The organism is Novosphingobium sp. G106, assembly GCF_019075875.1.
Lineage (GTDB): Bacteria > Pseudomonadota > Alphaproteobacteria > Sphingomonadales > Sphingomonadaceae > Novosphingobium.
In genome coordinates this window covers 1,518,711-1,533,577 of record NZ_JAHOOZ010000001.1, presented here as the reverse complement: position 1 = coordinate 1,533,577, position 14,867 = coordinate 1,518,711, and the positions used below count along the sequence as shown (strand labels likewise).

The following is a 14,867-nucleotide window of genomic DNA, read 5'->3' as shown; positions in this document are numbered from 1 at the left end:
ATGACTGCAATTTCCGGCCTCATTCGCGTCATGGAAAAAGCCGCCCGCAAGGCCGGCCAGCGCCTGCGCCGCGATTTCGGCGAGATCGAGCACCTGCAGGTCTCGCGCAAGGGGCCGGCCGACTTCGTCTCGAAGGCGGACCAGGCCTCCGAGCGCACCCTGTGGGAAGAGCTGCGCGCGGCGCGGCCCGACTGGGGCTTCGAGCTCGAGGAAGGCGGCACGATCGAAGGCGATCCGACCAAGCCGCGCTGGGTGATCGATCCGCTCGACGGCACCTCGAACTTCCTCCACGGCATCCCGCATTTCGCGATCTCGATCGCGGCGCAGGAGCCGAAGCTCGATGGCTCGGGCTGGGGCGACGTCATCGCCGGTCTCGTCTATCAGCCGATCACGGACGAAAGCTTCTGGGCCGAGAAGACCCGCGGTGCCTGGCTGCAGGACAAGCGCCTGCGCGTCTCCGCGCGCCGCCATCTCGACGAGAGCCTGATCGCGACGGGCATTCCCTTCACCGGCCGTGGCAATATCGAGGAGTGGACCAAGATCTACCTCTCGCTCGCACCGCAGATCGCGGGCATCCGCCGCTTCGGCGCAGCCTCGCTCGACCTCGCCTGGGTCGCGGCCGGCCGCTACGAGGGATTCTGGGAAAGCGGCCTGTCGCCTTGGGATACTGCGGCCGGCTGTCTGCTGGTGCGCGAGGCGGGCGGTTTCGTGTCGGACTACAAGGGCCGCTCGCAGCCGATTTGCGACGCCGAAGTGCTCGCCGGCAACGATGCCCTGCATTCGCGATTGCACAAGATTCTCGCGGGCGCGCTCAAGGCCGGTTGATACCGGCCGAAGGCGCGGCTATCGGCATGGTCCGCGTGCCCCTGTGGCGGAATGGTAGACGCGAACGACTCAAAATCGTTTGTCGCAAGGCGTGCCCGTTCGAGTCGGGCCAGGGGCACCAGCGGTCGATTGCCGCAACTGTCGGGTTGAGCGGTTTTGCGAATTATTCGCAACTGTTTGATCGGTTCTTCCGATTACCAACCTAGGAATTTCGCGATGGCCTTTTGGCCCTGCAGGGCCATCCTCCCGCCACCAATACCCGCCAACTGGAGTATGGATGATGGGACTCAAGGGATCACAGACCGAGGAAAACCTCAAAGCCGCGTTCGCCGGTGAGAGCCAGGCCAATCGCCGCTATCTCTATTTCGCGCAGAAGGCCGACATCGAAGGCCACAACGACGTCGCCGCCGTGTTCCGCTCGACCGCCGAGGGCGAGACGGGCCACGCCCACGGCCATCTCGAGTATCTCGAGGAGGTCGGCGATCCGGCCACCGGTGAGCCGATCGGCGGTACCGAGCTGAACCTCAAGGCCTCGATCGCCGGCGAGACGCACGAGTACACCGACATGTACCCGGGCATGGCCAAGACCGCGCGTGACGAAGGTTTCGACGAGATCGCCGACTGGTTCGAGACGCTCGCCAAGGCCGAGAAGAGCCACGCCGGCAAGTTCCAGAAGACGCTGGACACGCTCGGCGCCTGATCGGGCGCCCGATCGAAACCAACTCCGCTCATCCTGAGCCCGTCGAAGGATGCTTGCGCGGCAATGCCGCGTGGGCCCTTCGATAGGCTGAGGGCGAGCGGGCGTGGTGTTCTGCGGATAGTTGAGGAGCCGGCATGGAAGGCAGTCTCGGAGCGCCCACCCGCCATACCATCCCCTGGCAGGACGAGGCTTGGTACGACGAGACTGCGCTCGAAGCCGAGCTGCGCCGGGTCTACGATATCTGCCACGGCTGCCGCCGCTGCTTCAATCTCTGCGACAGCTTCCCGATCCTGTTCGATGCCGTCGATGAGAGCCCGAATGAGGAAGTCGCCGATCTGAGCCAGGGCCAGCTCAAGGCCGTGGTCGACGCCTGCACGCTCTGCGACATGTGCTTCATGACGAAGTGCCCCTACGTGCCGCCGCACGCCTTCGATCTCGATTTTCCGCACCTGATGCTGCGCCACCGCGCGGTCGAGCATCGCAAGGGCAAGACCTCGCTCGCCGATAGCCAACTCGCGGAGATGACGCGCAACGGCAAGCTCGGCACGACTTTCTCAGGGCTCGCCAACTGGGCGACCAAGGAGAGCAACGGCTTCACCCGCGGTCTGATGGAGGACGTGCTCGGCATCGATGCGCGCGCGCACGTCCCGCCGTTCATGGACGTGCCGCTGACCAACCAGGCGCCGGCGCTGATCCCCGCGCCCAATCCCGACGGGCCCGCCTTCGGTCGCAAGGTGGCGATCTATGCGGGCTGCCACGACAATTTCAACGACGGCACCCCTGGCGAGGCGGCTATGAAAGTCTTCGCCCACAACGGCCTGCAGGTGCGCATCGAATATCCGGACTGCTGTGGCATGCCCAAGTTCGAGAACGGTGACCTTGGCCACGTCGCCAGCGCGGCGCAGCGGATCTCCGCGCACTTCGCGCCGCTGATCGCCGATGGCTGGGACGTGGTGCCGCTGACCACCAGCTGCGCGCTGATGCTCAAGTTCGAATGGCCGCTGATCGAGCCCGATAGCGAGAGGGTCGCGCTGCTGTCGAAGCACACTTTCGACGTGTCCGAATATGTCGTGCGCCTGGCCAAGGAATACGGGCTCGCGCCGATCGAGGCGATGCCCAAGGCGATCGCAGTGCATTTCGCCTGCCACGCCCGCGCGCAGAACATGGGCCCCAAGGCGATGGAGATGCTGAAGCTGATCCCCGAGGCCAGGCCGGCGCTGACCGAGCGATGCTCGGGCCACGGAGGCAAGTGGGGCATCTTCAAGGAAAACTTCGACCGCGCGATCAAGGTCGGCAAGACCACCGGGCGCAACCTGCTCAAGACCGAGCCCGACATCGTCGTGTCCGAATGCCCGCTCGCCGGCCCGCACCTGCGCCAGGTGATGGAAGCCAACGGCAACGAGCCGCCGGCGCGCATCGGCCACCCGATCGAAGTGATGGCCCAAGCTTACGGATTATAGACATGCCCCGCGAACAGCGCACGATCACCGCCGCCGACATCCTGCCGGTCGAGCAATTCCAGGCCATCCGCGCCGAGAAGAAGGCCGAGGCGATCGCGCGCAAGAAGCTGACGCGCGTCAGCGTCGGCCCCCATGCCACGGTGCTGTTCGAGACCTGGGATTCGATGTGGCTGCAGATCCAGGAGATGCTGCGGATCGAAAAGGGCGGCGACGAGCAGCTGCCCGACGAACTCGCAGCCTATGACCCGATGGTGCCCAAGGGCAGCGAGCTCACCGCGACCGTCCTGTTCGAAGTGGGCGACCCGGTCCGCCGCGATGCCTTCCTCCGCTCGATCGGCGGCATCGAGAAGCATGTTGCGATCGAAGTCGCGGGCCACCGCATCCGCGCGCGCCCCGAAGGAGACATCGAACGCACCCGCGAACGCGACAACAAGGCGAGCGCGGTCCACTTCTTCCACTTCGATTTCACTCCCGAAGCCGTCGCCGCCTGGAAGAGCGGAGAGGGAAGCGCGATGGTGCTGATGGACCACCCGGCTTACGGCCACGCCGCGCTGGTGAGCGCGGAAACGCGGGAATTCCTGGCGCGCGAGTGTTTTTGAGGCCACCGCTACCAGCCGTGAGCCTGTAAAGCCTTCCGACAATATCGGCCTTGAGACAGCAAGAACGGCCTGAAATGCGCGGATAGGCCTCGCAAAAGCCCTGTCAGCTTTACCGACATTTTACGCCTTTGGCTTAGGCAGGTCGCACGGCCGCAAACTGGGCCCGGATGAACGCCGAAGGCCAAGAATGATCAGAGTGTTCAAGCACTATATCCCGCATGCGGTCCTGCTGCTCGGATTGTTCGACCTGCTGCTGCTGATCACCGCCGGCGAGCTGTCCTGGCGGCTGCGCGCCGAGCAGATCGCTATGGACCCCGGCCTTTTCGCCGACCGGATCTGGCCGCATGCCGGCTTCGCCGCGATGATGATCAGCGCGATGATCGCAGTCGGCGTCTATGGCGCTGACTCGCTTCGATCGATGCGCTTCGCTTGTGCGCGGCTGCTGGTGGCGGTGTCGCTGGGGATCATCGCGCTGTCGTTCATCGACTTCCTGCTGGCCGGGCACAATTTCTGGCGCTCGACCTTGGCCTACGGGATGGCGATGGCCATCGTCCTCTTGGTGCTCAACCGCATGGTCGTCGGCGGCATCCTCGGCACCGCGGCATTCCGCCGCCGCGTTCTGGTGCTCGGCGCGGGCAGCCGGGCTCAGCGGCTGCGGGAGCTCGGCGACAAGCCCGAGAGCGGCTTCGCCATCGTCGGCTACATCGCGATGAGCGACGGCGGCCATGTGGTCGAGGAAGCCATCGCTCGCTCGGCGATCCACAACCTCACGCGCTATGTCGAGAACCTCGGCGTGAGCGAGGTCGTTCTGGCGCTTGAGGAACGGCGCAACGCACTGCCGCTCAAGGACCTGCTGCGGATCAAGACCGCGGGCGTCCATGTCAACGATTTCTCGAGCTTCCTCGAACGCGAAACCGGTCGCGTCGATCTCGATACGGTCAACCCGTCGTGGCTGATCTTCTCCGACGGCTTCTCATCGGGCCGCGCCGTGTCGAGCGTCGCCAAGCGCATATTCGACGTCAGCGCCAGCGCGCTGCTGTTGCTGGCCGCGGCGCCGGTCATCGTGCTCTTCGCGATCCTGGTGAAGCTCGACAGCCGCGGACCTGCCTTCTACCGGCAGTCGCGCGTCGGGCTCTATGGCGGCGCGTTCGACGTGATCAAGCTGCGCTCGATGCGCACCGATGCCGAGTCCGCCGGCGCACAATGGGCATCGAAGGACGACCCGCGCGTCACCCGCATCGGCAAGTTCATCCGCAAGGTGCGCATCGACGAGCTGCCCCAGGCCTGGACCGTGCTCAAGGGCGAGATGAGCTTCGTCGGCCCGCGGCCCGAGCGGCCGGAATTCGTCGCGGATCTCGAGGAGCAGCTGCCCTATTATGCCGAGCGGCACATGGTGAAGCCCGGCATCACCGGCTGGGCGCAGGTCAATTACCCCTACGGCGCCTCGATCGACGATTCGCGGCAGAAGCTCGAATACGATCTCTACTACGCCAAGAACTATACGCCCTTCCTCGACCTCCTGATCATGCTCCAGACGCTGCGTGTCGTGCTCTGGCACGAGGGCGCGCGCTGATGGCGAATAGCCTCGGCTACTTTTGGGAAGCTGCCGGCTTCGGCGCTCATATCCTGGGCGCGATTGCCGCGGCGACGGCGGCAGCATGGCTGCTCGGCCGGCGCAAGGGCTTCGGCTCCGCCTGGCCGGCCGTGGTTCTGGGCCTCGGTCTGACGGCGGCCTGGTGCCTCGTCATCGCGGTGCTCGGAGACGACGGCCTGCCGGCCTCGATTGCCGAGGCCGCGCGCAATTTCGCCTGGCTGATCGTGATCTACCGCCTGTTCGCGACCGATGGCCGCCATGCCAGCCAGGCGCCGATCCGACCGATGCTGGCGGCGCTGGCTCTGGTCGAGGTGCTGCAGATCGCCGTCGACATCGTCGCGGTCAACGTCGCCGCCGGCAGCTCCACGGCGCAGATCGCCTTCGTCTCGATCGTCCTGCTGCGCCTGATGCTGACCGTGGGCGCGCTGATGCTCGTTCATAATCTTTATGCAGGCGCCTCGCACCAGTCGCGGCCCGTGCTGCTCTGGCCGGCGACGGGCCTGGCGGTGCTCTGGACCGTCGATCTCAACCTCTACACCATCGCCTACCTGACCAACGCCTGGCCGGACGAGGTCGCCGTGCTGCGCGGGATTTCGGCGCTGCTGCTGGCAGGACTGGTCGCGCTTGGCGCGGCTCAGAGCGGCACTACGGCCAAGTTCCGCCCGTCGCGCGCAGTGACCTTCCAGACCTTTTCGCTGCTGGTGATCGGCGGCTACCTGGCGGCGATGGTTGCGGTCGCGCGCTGGCTGTCCTTTGCCGGCGGTGACTATGCGAGGCTGACCGGGCTGGGCTTCGTCACGCTGGCGAGCGCTGCCGCCATCCTGTTCCTGCCCTCGCGCCGGCTGCGTCGCTGGCTGAAAGTGACGCTGTCGAAGCACCTGTTCCAGCACCGCTATGACTACCGCGAGGAGTGGCTGCGCTTTACCCGAACAATCGGCAACAACGGCTCGGACTCGCTGCCGCTGGGCGAGCGTGTCGTCCAGGCGATTGCCGACATCGCCGAGTGTCCGGCGGGCTTGCTGCTGGCACCCGACGATCACAACGAGCTCACCTTGGCCGCGCGCTGGCACTGGCCCGCGGCCGACGTTCCAGCGGTGGCGATGGGCCCGGCCGGCGTCGCCTTCTTCGAGCGCGAGAACTTCATCGTCCATATGGATGACCTGCGCGCCGGGCGCGACGAGCGCGGCGAGGCGCAGGCTGTGCCCGAATGGCTGCGCCGCGAAACGCGCGCCTGGGCGCTGGTGCCGCTGATCCACTACGAGCGCCTGGTCGGGCTCGTCGTGCTGGCCAGGCCGCAGACCGCGCGCCAGCTCGACTGGGAGGACTTCGATCTGCTGCGCGTCGTCGGCCAGCAGCTTGCCTCCTATCTCGCCGAGCATTCGGGCCAACTGGCCTTGGCCGAGGCGAGCAAGTTCGACGATTTCCATCGCCGCATCGCCTTCGTCATGCACGATATCAAGAACCTGGCGAGCCAGCTCAGCCTGCTCGCGCGCAATGCCGAGAAGCACGCCGACAAGCCGGCCTTCCGCGACGACATGCTGCTCACGCTGCGCAATTCGGCGGACAAGCTCAACGCCCTGCTCGCGCGCCTCTCGCGCTACGGCAACGGCGCGATCGAGAAGGTCGAGGACGTGTCCGCGGCGGAAGTCGCGGGCGTGGTGATGGAGCGCTTCCGCACGGGTCACCCGGTTGTACTCGGCGAATGCCTCGACGAGGCAGTTGTCGGCAACCGCGAGGCGCTCGAACAGGTGCTCGTCCACCTGATCCAGAACGCGATCGACGCCAGCGCGGCCAACCGCCCGGTGTTCCTCAACGTCACCGCCGATGGGGTGCACGCGCGCTTCGACGTGGTCGATTCGGGCAGCGGGATGTCGCCTGACTTCGTCCGCACCAAGCTGTTCAAGCCCTTCGTATCCTCGAAACCCGCCGGCTTCGGCATCGGCGCCTTCGAGGCGCGCGAGCTCGTCCTTGCGATGCGCGGGCGGCTCGAAGTCGAATCGCGGGAAGGACTGGGGTCGCGGTTCACCATTCGCTTACCGCTGGCCGCCACCAACGGCCTTTTCGAGAACAGGGCAGAGAAAGCAGCATGACCAGCGAACTTCCCAAGCTGCTTGTCGTCGAGGACGACGCCGGCCTGCAGGCCCAGCTCAAATGGGCCTACGAGGACTTCGAGGTCATCGTCGCGGGCGATCGCGCCTCGGCGCTGGCCGCGCTGCGTTCGGAGGAGCCGGCGGTGGTCACGCTTGATCTCGGCCTGCCGCCCGATCCCGACGGTGTGAGCGAGGGCTTTGCCGTGCTCGACGCGATCATGGCAATGAAGCCCGATACCAAGGTCATCGTCGCCACCGGCCACGGCGCGCGCGATTCTGCGCTGCAGGCGATCGCCAAGGGCGCCTACGACTTCTACCAGAAGCCGATCGACATTGAGGCGATCGGCCTGATCGTCCGCCGCGCATTCCAGCTGCACCGGATCGAGAACGAGAACCGCACGCTCGCCGCCAGGACGAGCAAGGACGAGCGCGTGCTCGGCACGATGATTACGGCTGCGCCCGAGATGGTCCGCGTTGCGCGCACGATCGAGCGCGTCGCCAATACCAACGTCTCGGTCATGCTGCTCGGCGCCAGCGGTACGGGCAAGGAGCTGCTCGCTCGCGGGCTGCACCAGGCGAGCGATCGCTCCGAGGGCGCTTTCGTCGCGATCAACTGCGCTGCGATCCCCGAGAACCTGCTCGAAAGCGAGCTGTTCGGCTACGAGAAGGGCGCCTTCACCGGCGCGATCAAGACCACCGAGGGCAAGATCGAGCTAGCCGCGGGCGGTACGCTGTTCCTCGACGAGGTCGGCGACATCCCGCTCCAGCTCCAGGTCAAGCTGCTGCGCTTCCTGCAGGAGCGGGTGATCGAGCGCATAGGCTCGCGCCGCTCGATCGCGGTCGACACCCGGATCGTCTGCGCGACGCACCAGGATCTCGAAACGATGATCGGCGAAGCCCGCTTTCGTGAGGACCTGTTCTACCGCCTGGCCGAGATCGTCGTGAAGATACCCAGCCTGGCCGAGCGGCCGGGCGACGCGACCCTGCTCGCCAAAGTGTTCCTCGCGCGGTTCTCTAAGGAGATGAATCCGCAGGTCCGCGGTTTTGCCGCCAATGCCCTGACCGCGATCGACGCCTGGCCCTGGCCGGGAAATGTCCGCGAGCTGGAGAACCGGGTGAAGCGCGCGGTGATCATGGCCGACGGCAAGCTGGTGACCGCCGCCGACCTCGACCTGGCCGAGCCCGATGCCGAAGTCGTCAGCGCGCTGAACCTCAAGACCGCGCGCGAGGCGACCGACCGCAAGGTCATCCGCCACGCGCTGGCGCGCACCGAGGGCAATATCTCCAGCACGGCCAAGATGCTCGGGATTAGCCGGCCGACGCTCTATGACCTGCTCAAGCAGTATGATCTCAGCGCCTAGACGCGGCCGTCCGTTCTGGCTGGCCGCAATCGCCCTGCTGGCGGGGGCGGCCTCGCCGGGAGAGGACTTCCTCGCCAAGGGCCGTGAGGCGCTGGCGAAGGGTGACGGCATATCGGCCGAGGTGGCGCTGCGCCGCGCGCTCGCCGCCGGGGTGCCGCGTGAGGCGGTCGCGGCCTATATGGGCGAGGCGCTGCTCGATCAGGAGGCGCCCGACAAGGCGCGCGAATGGCTGGAGCCGGGCGCTTTCACCCGGGACACCGCTGCGCTGGGCTTCCGCCATCTCGCACAGCTCGAACGGACTCAGGGTAACCTTGCCGCCGCGGGTGAGGCCTTCGATCAGGCCATGGCGATCACCCCGCGCGACGCGACGATGTGGGTAGAGATCGGCCGGCTGCGCTATGTCGGCGGCGAGCATGTGCTGGCGATCGAAGCGGCCGACTATGCGCTGACGCTCGATCCCGACAGTGTCCGCGCGCTCGAATTCAAAGGCCAGCTCGTCCGTGACAGCCAGGGGCTGACCGCCGGACTGCCGTGGTTCGAACGCGCTCTCCAGCGCCACCCGCGCGACATCGCCGTGCTGGGCGAATATGCCGCGACGCTCGGCGATCTGGGCCGGGCGAAGAAGATGCTCGAAGTGACGCGCCAGATGCTCGCGATCGAGCCCGGTAATCCGCGTGCCTATTTCCTCCAGGCGGTGATGGCGGCGCGTGCCGGCAACACCGAACTCGCACGCGGGCTTCTCGCGCGGACCAAGGACGAGTTCGACGAAACACCGGCCGGGCAACTGCTCGACGGCGTTCTGGAGATGGAGGCCGGGAACTACGTCCTCGCCGCCGAGGCGCTGCAGAAACTGGCGCGGGCGCAGCCCGGTAACGCACGAGCAGCACAGTTGTTGGCGCGGGCCTATGCGCTCGGCGGGGAGAACGGGCTGGTCGTTCACGACAACGCCGATGCGGCGGCAAGGCCCGAAGCTTCGCCTTTCATGCTGACGCTTGTGGCCCGTGCTTATGAATGCGACGGCCGGCGCGACCTCGCGGCGCCGCTGCTCGATCGGGCGGCGCAGGCGCAGCGGACGATGCTTTCGCCCATCGTTGCCGGATCGGAAGTCGGTGCCTTGCTTGCAGCCGGAAATGTCGAGGAAGCGCGAAGGGTGGCGGATAGTCATATCGCCACCAATCCGGGATCGGCGTTCAACCAGACGATTGCAGGCGATGTCCGGCTTGCCGCTGGCGACGGCGTTGGCGCGCTCGAACACTACCGCCTCGCGGCCTATGTGCGGCTTTCGCAGAGCACGCTGCTGCGGACGGTCGCGGCCTCGACCGAGGCGGGACAGGGCGTTGGCGCGACCGGTTTGGTCGAAGCCTTTCTCGCGGCGAATCCGAACGACCCCGTCGCGGCGCGCATGGCTGCGGGCGAGGCCGCAGCGACGGGCGACTGGCGTCGCGCTCGCCTGCTGCTGGAACATGTCCGCGATAACAGCGGCGCGAGCGACACTGAATTGCTGGCCGATCTCTCGCTCGCGCAATTGCGCAGCGGTAACCCCAAGGCGGCCGAAGCGACCGCGCGAGCCGCCTATGCGCTGCAGCGCGCTAGCCCGGTCGCCGCTCATGCCTGGGGGCTTAGCCTGGATGCGCTTGGCCGTCACATTCCCGCTCAGGCCTTGCTCGCCAAGAGCCGGGGAACCTTCGCCGAGCGCTGATTTCCCGGCTCGACAATGGTCGCTGCCTTGGGCATCCCGGCTCTAAATTACTGGGAGCAAGGTATGGCAGGCGCGCTCGACGGCGTGACGGTGATCGAGTTGGCCGGGATCGGTCCCGCGCCCTTTGCCGGCATGATGCTCGCCGACCACGGTGCCCGGGTGATCCGCGTCGAGCGGCCGGACAATGCCCGCTTCGGCGATTTCGGCGACAAGGACGTAGTCAACCGCAACCGCGAGATCGTCACACTCGATCTCAAGCAGCCCGGGGCCATCGAGCAGGTTCTGGCACTCGTGGAACAGGCCGATGCCTTCATCGAAGGCAACCGTCCGGGCGTGATCGAGCGGTTGGGGCTTGGACCCGATGTCCTGCTCGCGCGCAATCCCCGCCTCGTCATCGGCCGGATGACGGGTTGGGGCCAGGACGGACCCAAAGCGCACCGCGCGGGCCACGACATCAACTACGTCGCGCTGTCGGGAGCGCTTTCCACCTTTGGCCCGCGCGAGCAGCCGATGGCGCCGATGAACGTCGTCGGCGACTATGGCGGCGGCGGCATGCTGCTCGCCTTCGGCCTGCTTGCGGGCATTATTTCGGCGCGGTCGACGGGCAGGGGACAGGTGATCGACTGCGCGATGGTCGACGGCGCATCGGTGCTGTCGGCGATGACCTATACGATGTTCGGCAATGGCATGCTGGCCGAGCAGCGCGAGGCGAACGTGATCGACGGTGGCGCGCACTACTATCGCACCTACGAAACCGCTGACGGGGGATGGGTGTCGATAGGCTCGCTCGAGCCGCAGTTCTACGCGATGCTGCTGGAGAAGCTCGGCCTGACCGACGATCCCGCTTTCGCCTATGGCGTGGACCGCGGCGACTGGCCGGAACTGCGCGCGCGCCTCGCCGCGATCTTCAAGACGAAGACGCGCGACGAATGGTGCGCGCTGATGGAGGATACCGACATCTGCTTCGCGCCAGTGCTCAGCGTCGCCGAAGCGCCGCAGCACCCGCACAACGTCGCACGCGGCACTTTCGTCGAGGCCGGCGGCATCGTCCAGCCAGCACCGGCGCCGCGTTTCCTGGGCACCCCGGCGCCGCCCGTGCGCATGTCGAAGCGCTGAAGCTTACTTGGGCTGGTAGGTCTGTTCGATCCCCGGGAAGCTCCGTGCACGAACTTCCTCGGCATAGCGCGCCGCCGCGCCTGAGATCGTTTCGGCAATCGCCTCGTAGCGCTTCACGAAGCGCGGCACGCGTTCGAACATGCCGAGCATGTCCTCGGTGACGAGCACCTGGCCGTCGCACTGCGCCGATGCGCCGATGCCGATCGTCGGGCAGGCGACCGCCTTGGTGACATCGATCGCGATCGGCTCGACCACGCCTTCGATGACGATGGCAAAGGCGCCCGCCCGGTCGAGCGCCACGGCATCGCTGACGATCTTCTGCGCCTCGGCATCGCTGCGCCCGCGGGCGTTGTAGCCGCCCAGCACGTTGACCGCCTGCGGCGTCAGGCCGACGTGACCCATCACCGGGATGCCGCGTTTGGTAAGGAACTCCACCGTTTCGGCCATGGCCTCGCCGCCTTCGAGCTTCACGCCCGCGCAGCCGGTTTCCTTGAGCAGCCGCGAGGCGCTTTCGAAGGCCTGCTGCGGCGAGGCTTCGTAAGTGCCGAACGGCATGTCGACGAGCACCGCCGCATGATAGGAGCCGCGCACCACCGCCGCACCGTGCGCCGCCATCATGTCGAGCGTCACCGGCACGCTGGAGGGCAGGCCGTAGATCACCTGGCCCAGGCTGTCGCCGACGAGCAAAAGGTCGCAATGCGCGTCGAGCAGCTGTGCCTGGCGCGCGGTATAGGCGGTCAGCATGACGATGGGTTCGGCGGTGACGCCATCCGCCTTGCGCTTGCGGATCGCCGGGATCGTCAGGCGCTTCATCGGCGCCGGAGTGGGATTGGCGCGGCTGGTCGAGGTGTCGAGTTGGAAGGTCGTGGACATCGGCTGTTCTTAGACTGTCATACAAGGCTGGGGAAGGCGCTGCGCGGGGGGCTTGCGAATATGCGGCTTTCCCGTAGCTTTCCCGGTCATTCCGCTGATTGATGGGGTGATAACAATGTTCGGGCGCGTGAAACCATTGGACGCCATCCTGGCGACTGCGGAAAAGAAAGGCCTCCACCGCTCGCTGGGTCCTGTGCAACTGACTTTGCTGGGCGTCGGAGCGGTCATCGGTACCGGAATCTTCGTTCTGACCGCGGCTGCCGCACAAAAGGCAGGGCCTGGCATGATGTGGAGCTTCGTTATCGCAGGCTTCGTCTGCGCGGTTGCGGCGCTTTGCTATTCGGAGCTGGCCTCGATGGTGCCGGTCTCCGGCTCCGCCTATACCTACACCTATGCGGTCGTCGGCGAGTTGCTTGCCTGGATGGTTGGCTGGGCGCTGATCCTTGAATATGCCGTGGCAGCCTCGGCCGTTTCGGTGGGCTGGTCCGGCTATTTCATGGGCCTGGTGAAGAGCTGGACCGGATTCGAGTTACCGCTTGCCTTGCAGGCAGGGCCGGCCTGGTCGATGCACGGCGTCTTGCCGGTGCCAGACTTCGCGGTCGGGGTGATTAACGTGCCAGCCATTTGCGTTGCGTTGGCCGTGACCTGGCTGTTGATGATCGGCACCACCGAAAGCGCACGCGTTAACGCGGTCTTGGTGGCGATCAAGGTGGCAGCGCTGACCATGTTTATCATCCTCGCGTTGCCGGTGCTCAAGACCGAGCACTTCGTGCCTTTCGCGCCTAACGGCTGGGGTTCGTCGGGCATGGGCATCATCGGTGCCGCCTCGTCGATCTTCTTCGCCTACGTCGGCTTCGATGCTGTTTCGACCGCGGCCGAGGAAACAAAGAACCCGCAGCGCAACGTGCCGATCGGCCTTATTGGCAGTCTGGCAATCTGCACGGTATTCTATCTGCTGGTTGCAGCGGCCGCGATTGGTGCGATCGGCGCGCAGCCGACCGCGCTGGGCGTCGATGCCGGATCGGCCGAGTTCGCAGCCCAGTGCGCGGCGCTGGCGGCCAAGGGTTCGGAGCCGCTGGTCTGCTCGAAGGAGGCGCTGGCGCACGTGCTTCGCTCGATCAACTACACCTGGGCGGGCGACCTCGTAGGCTTGGCCGCCAATCTCGCGCTGCCATCTGTTATCCTCATGATGATGTTCGGTCAGACCCGCATCTTCTTCGTCATGGCGCGCGACGGGCTGCTGCCGGAAAAGCTCGCCACCGTACATCCCAAATGGAAGACCCCCCACATCGTCACGCTGATGACAGGGATTTTCGTCGCGATCGCTGCCGCCCTCCTGCCGGTCGGGCAACTGGCGGACATCTCCAATTCGGGAACGCTGTTCGCCTTCTTCATGGTGGCCGTCGCGGTGATGATCCTGCGTCTGCGTGATCCTCATCGTGCGCGCCCCTTCCGCACGCCTGTGATCTGGCTGGTCGGGCCGGTGGCAGCCATTGGCTGCATCATCCTGTTCTGGTTCCTCCCGTTCGACGCCAAGATGGTGCTGCCGATCTGGGGTGCCATAGGTCTCGTGTTCTATATGCTCTACGGTTACCGCAAGAGCCATGTCGGCCGGGGTCTCGTCGAGACGCATGAGACCGACACCGACATCCCCCCGCAGCCGGTTCCGCCGATCCCGGGCGCCTGACGAAGTCTGCATGGGAGCCGGCGCGACAGTTCCGGCTTCCCTTGCCTGCCACGGCAGGTCTAGCATGGCGTCATGGAATTCGAGATCCTTCCCGTTACGCGGTTCCAGCAGAACTGCTCGATCGTCTGGTGCGAGAAGACCCACCGCGCCGCTGTGATCGATCCGGGTGGTGATCTCAGCGAGATCCTGAACTTCATCGAACTCCTTGATCTCACGCCCGAAGTGGCACTCGTCACCCACGGCCATTTCGACCATTGCGGCGGCGCCGCGCAGTTCGCGGCACTCACCGGCGCGCGGATCGAAGGGCCGCATGTCGGTGATGCGCCCTTGGTCGCGCGTCTCGGCCAGCAGGGCGCCTATTTCGCCGAGATGGCGCGTGCGCGCCTCGAAGCCGGGGGCGCCGTGGCCGAGGAGGTCGTCGCCCGCCTGGAAAGCTACAGTGCCCAGTCGGGCGGGGCAGTGCGCAGCTACGAGCCGGTGCGCTGGCTGAAGCACGGCGACACAATCCGTTTCGGCGAGGAGGAACTCGAGGTTCTCCACTGTCCCGGGCACAGCAAAGGGCACGTCGCCTATTTCAGCCGGAATAGCCGCCAGGCCTTCGTCGGCGATATTCTGTTCCGCCATACGATCGGCGCCTGGGAACATCCCGACGGCGACCTGCCGACGCTGATCGACTCGATCCGCAATCGGCTGTTCCCGCTTGGCGACGACGTCGCATTCGTTCCCGGCCACGGCGAGACTTCGACAATGGGCCACGAGCGACAGGAAAACCCCTTCGTCAGCGATGCCGCTTTCGCGCGCTGGTGCGAGCGATTCCCGGGTAAAGCCGATCCGCCGCTGCCCAAGCCTCAGTACTTCTAGAC

At 66.2% G+C, this 14,867-nt stretch carries 12 protein-coding genes and 1 tRNA gene; 12 read left to right on the top strand and 1 reads right to left on the bottom strand.

The window, feature by feature from the left end:
- The 10 genes from KRR38_RS07290 to KRR38_RS07245 all read left to right on the top strand — a co-directional run bounded on the left by KRR38_RS07290 (position 1) and on the right by KRR38_RS07245 (position 11,444).
- Complete coding sequence (locus KRR38_RS07290; protein WP_217400098.1) at positions 1 to 825, top strand: inositol monophosphatase family protein; 825 nt, start codon at positions 1 to 3, stop codon at positions 823 to 825.
- 37 nt (positions 826 to 862) lie between these two features.
- Positions 863 to 946, top strand: a tRNA-Leu gene (locus tag KRR38_RS07285).
- Between the two features lie 156 nt (positions 947 to 1,102).
- Positions 1,103 to 1,525, top strand: a complete 423-nt coding sequence (locus tag KRR38_RS07280) for a rubrerythrin family protein (protein WP_217400095.1) — start codon at positions 1,103 to 1,105, stop codon at positions 1,523 to 1,525.
- Between the two features lie 134 nt (positions 1,526 to 1,659).
- Positions 1,660 to 2,985, top strand: coding sequence for a heterodisulfide reductase-related iron-sulfur binding cluster (locus KRR38_RS07275; protein WP_217400092.1), 1,326 nt, complete (start codon positions 1,660 to 1,662; stop codon positions 2,983 to 2,985).
- Positions 2,986 to 2,987: 2 nt separating this feature from the next.
- Positions 2,988 to 3,584, top strand: coding sequence for a DUF3501 family protein (locus tag KRR38_RS07270; RefSeq protein ID WP_217400090.1), 597 nt, complete (start codon positions 2,988 to 2,990; stop codon positions 3,582 to 3,584).
- Between the two features lie 187 nt (positions 3,585 to 3,771).
- The gene (locus KRR38_RS07265; RefSeq protein ID WP_217400087.1) at positions 3,772 to 5,157 is read left to right on the top strand and encodes a TIGR03013 family XrtA/PEP-CTERM system glycosyltransferase; all 1,386 of its coding nucleotides are present in this window, start codon (positions 3,772 to 3,774) and stop codon (positions 5,155 to 5,157) included.
- On the top strand, positions 5,157 to 7,268 hold the full coding sequence (prsK, locus tag KRR38_RS07260; RefSeq protein WP_217400084.1) for an XrtA/PEP-CTERM system histidine kinase PrsK: 2,112 nt from the start codon (positions 5,157 to 5,159) through the stop codon (positions 7,266 to 7,268). The genes KRR38_RS07265 and prsK overlap by 1 nt, the downstream gene beginning before the upstream one ends.
- Positions 7,265 to 8,629, top strand: coding sequence for a PEP-CTERM-box response regulator transcription factor (prsR, locus tag KRR38_RS07255; protein WP_217400080.1), 1,365 nt, complete (start codon positions 7,265 to 7,267; stop codon positions 8,627 to 8,629). The genes prsK and prsR overlap by 4 nt, the downstream gene beginning before the upstream one ends.
- Positions 8,613 to 10,328, top strand: coding sequence for a tetratricopeptide repeat protein (locus KRR38_RS07250; RefSeq protein ID WP_217400076.1), 1,716 nt, complete (start codon positions 8,613 to 8,615; stop codon positions 10,326 to 10,328). Before prsR ends, KRR38_RS07250 begins: the two co-directional genes overlap by 17 nt.
- A 63-nt stretch (positions 10,329 to 10,391) precedes the next feature.
- Positions 10,392 to 11,444 (top strand): CaiB/BaiF CoA-transferase family protein, encoded by a 1,053-nt coding sequence (locus KRR38_RS07245; RefSeq protein WP_217400074.1) that lies wholly within the window; start codon positions 10,392 to 10,394, stop codon positions 11,442 to 11,444.
- 3 nt (positions 11,445 to 11,447) lie between these two features.
- On the opposite strand, the gene panB is transcribed toward KRR38_RS07245, so the two are convergent.
- A complete protein-coding gene (panB, locus tag KRR38_RS07240) occupies positions 11,448 to 12,317 on the bottom strand; it encodes a 3-methyl-2-oxobutanoate hydroxymethyltransferase (protein ID WP_217400071.1) in 870 nt (289 codons plus the stop codon).
- A 115-nt stretch (positions 12,318 to 12,432) separates the two neighbouring features.
- Here panB and KRR38_RS07235 point away from each other — a divergent pair, with 115 nt between their 5' ends.
- Both KRR38_RS07235 and KRR38_RS07230 read left to right on the top strand, forming a co-directional pair.
- Positions 12,433 to 14,004: an amino acid permease gene (locus KRR38_RS07235; protein ID WP_217400067.1), complete on the top strand. Its 1,572-nt coding sequence runs from the start codon at positions 12,433 to 12,435 to the stop codon at positions 14,002 to 14,004.
- 72 nt (positions 14,005 to 14,076) lie between these two features.
- A complete protein-coding gene (locus KRR38_RS07230) occupies positions 14,077 to 14,865 on the top strand; it encodes an MBL fold metallo-hydrolase (RefSeq protein WP_217400063.1) in 789 nt (262 codons plus the stop codon).
- Positions 14,866 to 14,867 lie beyond the last annotated feature (2 nt).

What these genes read in the sequence shown, in the direction of transcription:
- KRR38_RS07290 (WP_217400098.1), top strand. Translation starts at nt 1, where the DNA reads ATGACTGCAATTTCCGGCCTCATTCGCGTCATGGAAAAAGCCGCCCGC.
- KRR38_RS07280 (WP_217400095.1), top strand. Translation starts at nt 1,103, where the DNA reads ATGATGGGACTCAAGGGATCACAGACCGAGGAAAACCTCAAAGCCGCG.
- KRR38_RS07275 (WP_217400092.1), top strand. Translation starts at nt 1,660, where the DNA reads ATGGAAGGCAGTCTCGGAGCGCCCACCCGCCATACCATCCCCTGGCAG.
- KRR38_RS07270 (WP_217400090.1), top strand. Translation starts at nt 2,988, where the DNA reads ATGCCCCGCGAACAGCGCACGATCACCGCCGCCGACATCCTGCCGGTC.
- KRR38_RS07265 (WP_217400087.1), top strand. Translation starts at nt 3,772, where the DNA reads ATGATCAGAGTGTTCAAGCACTATATCCCGCATGCGGTCCTGCTGCTC.
- prsK (WP_217400084.1), top strand. Translation starts at nt 5,157, where the DNA reads ATGGCGAATAGCCTCGGCTACTTTTGGGAAGCTGCCGGCTTCGGCGCT.
- prsR (WP_217400080.1), top strand. Translation starts at nt 7,265, where the DNA reads ATGACCAGCGAACTTCCCAAGCTGCTTGTCGTCGAGGACGACGCCGGC.
- KRR38_RS07250 (WP_217400076.1), top strand. Translation starts at nt 8,613, where the DNA reads ATGATCTCAGCGCCTAGACGCGGCCGTCCGTTCTGGCTGGCCGCAATC.
- KRR38_RS07245 (WP_217400074.1), top strand. Translation starts at nt 10,392, where the DNA reads ATGGCAGGCGCGCTCGACGGCGTGACGGTGATCGAGTTGGCCGGGATC.
- panB (WP_217400071.1), bottom strand. Translation starts at nt 12,317, where the DNA reads ATGTCCACGACCTTCCAACTCGACACCTCGACCAGCCGCGCCAATCCC.
- KRR38_RS07235 (WP_217400067.1), top strand. Translation starts at nt 12,433, where the DNA reads ATGTTCGGGCGCGTGAAACCATTGGACGCCATCCTGGCGACTGCGGAA.
- KRR38_RS07230 (WP_217400063.1), top strand. Translation starts at nt 14,077, where the DNA reads ATGGAATTCGAGATCCTTCCCGTTACGCGGTTCCAGCAGAACTGCTCG.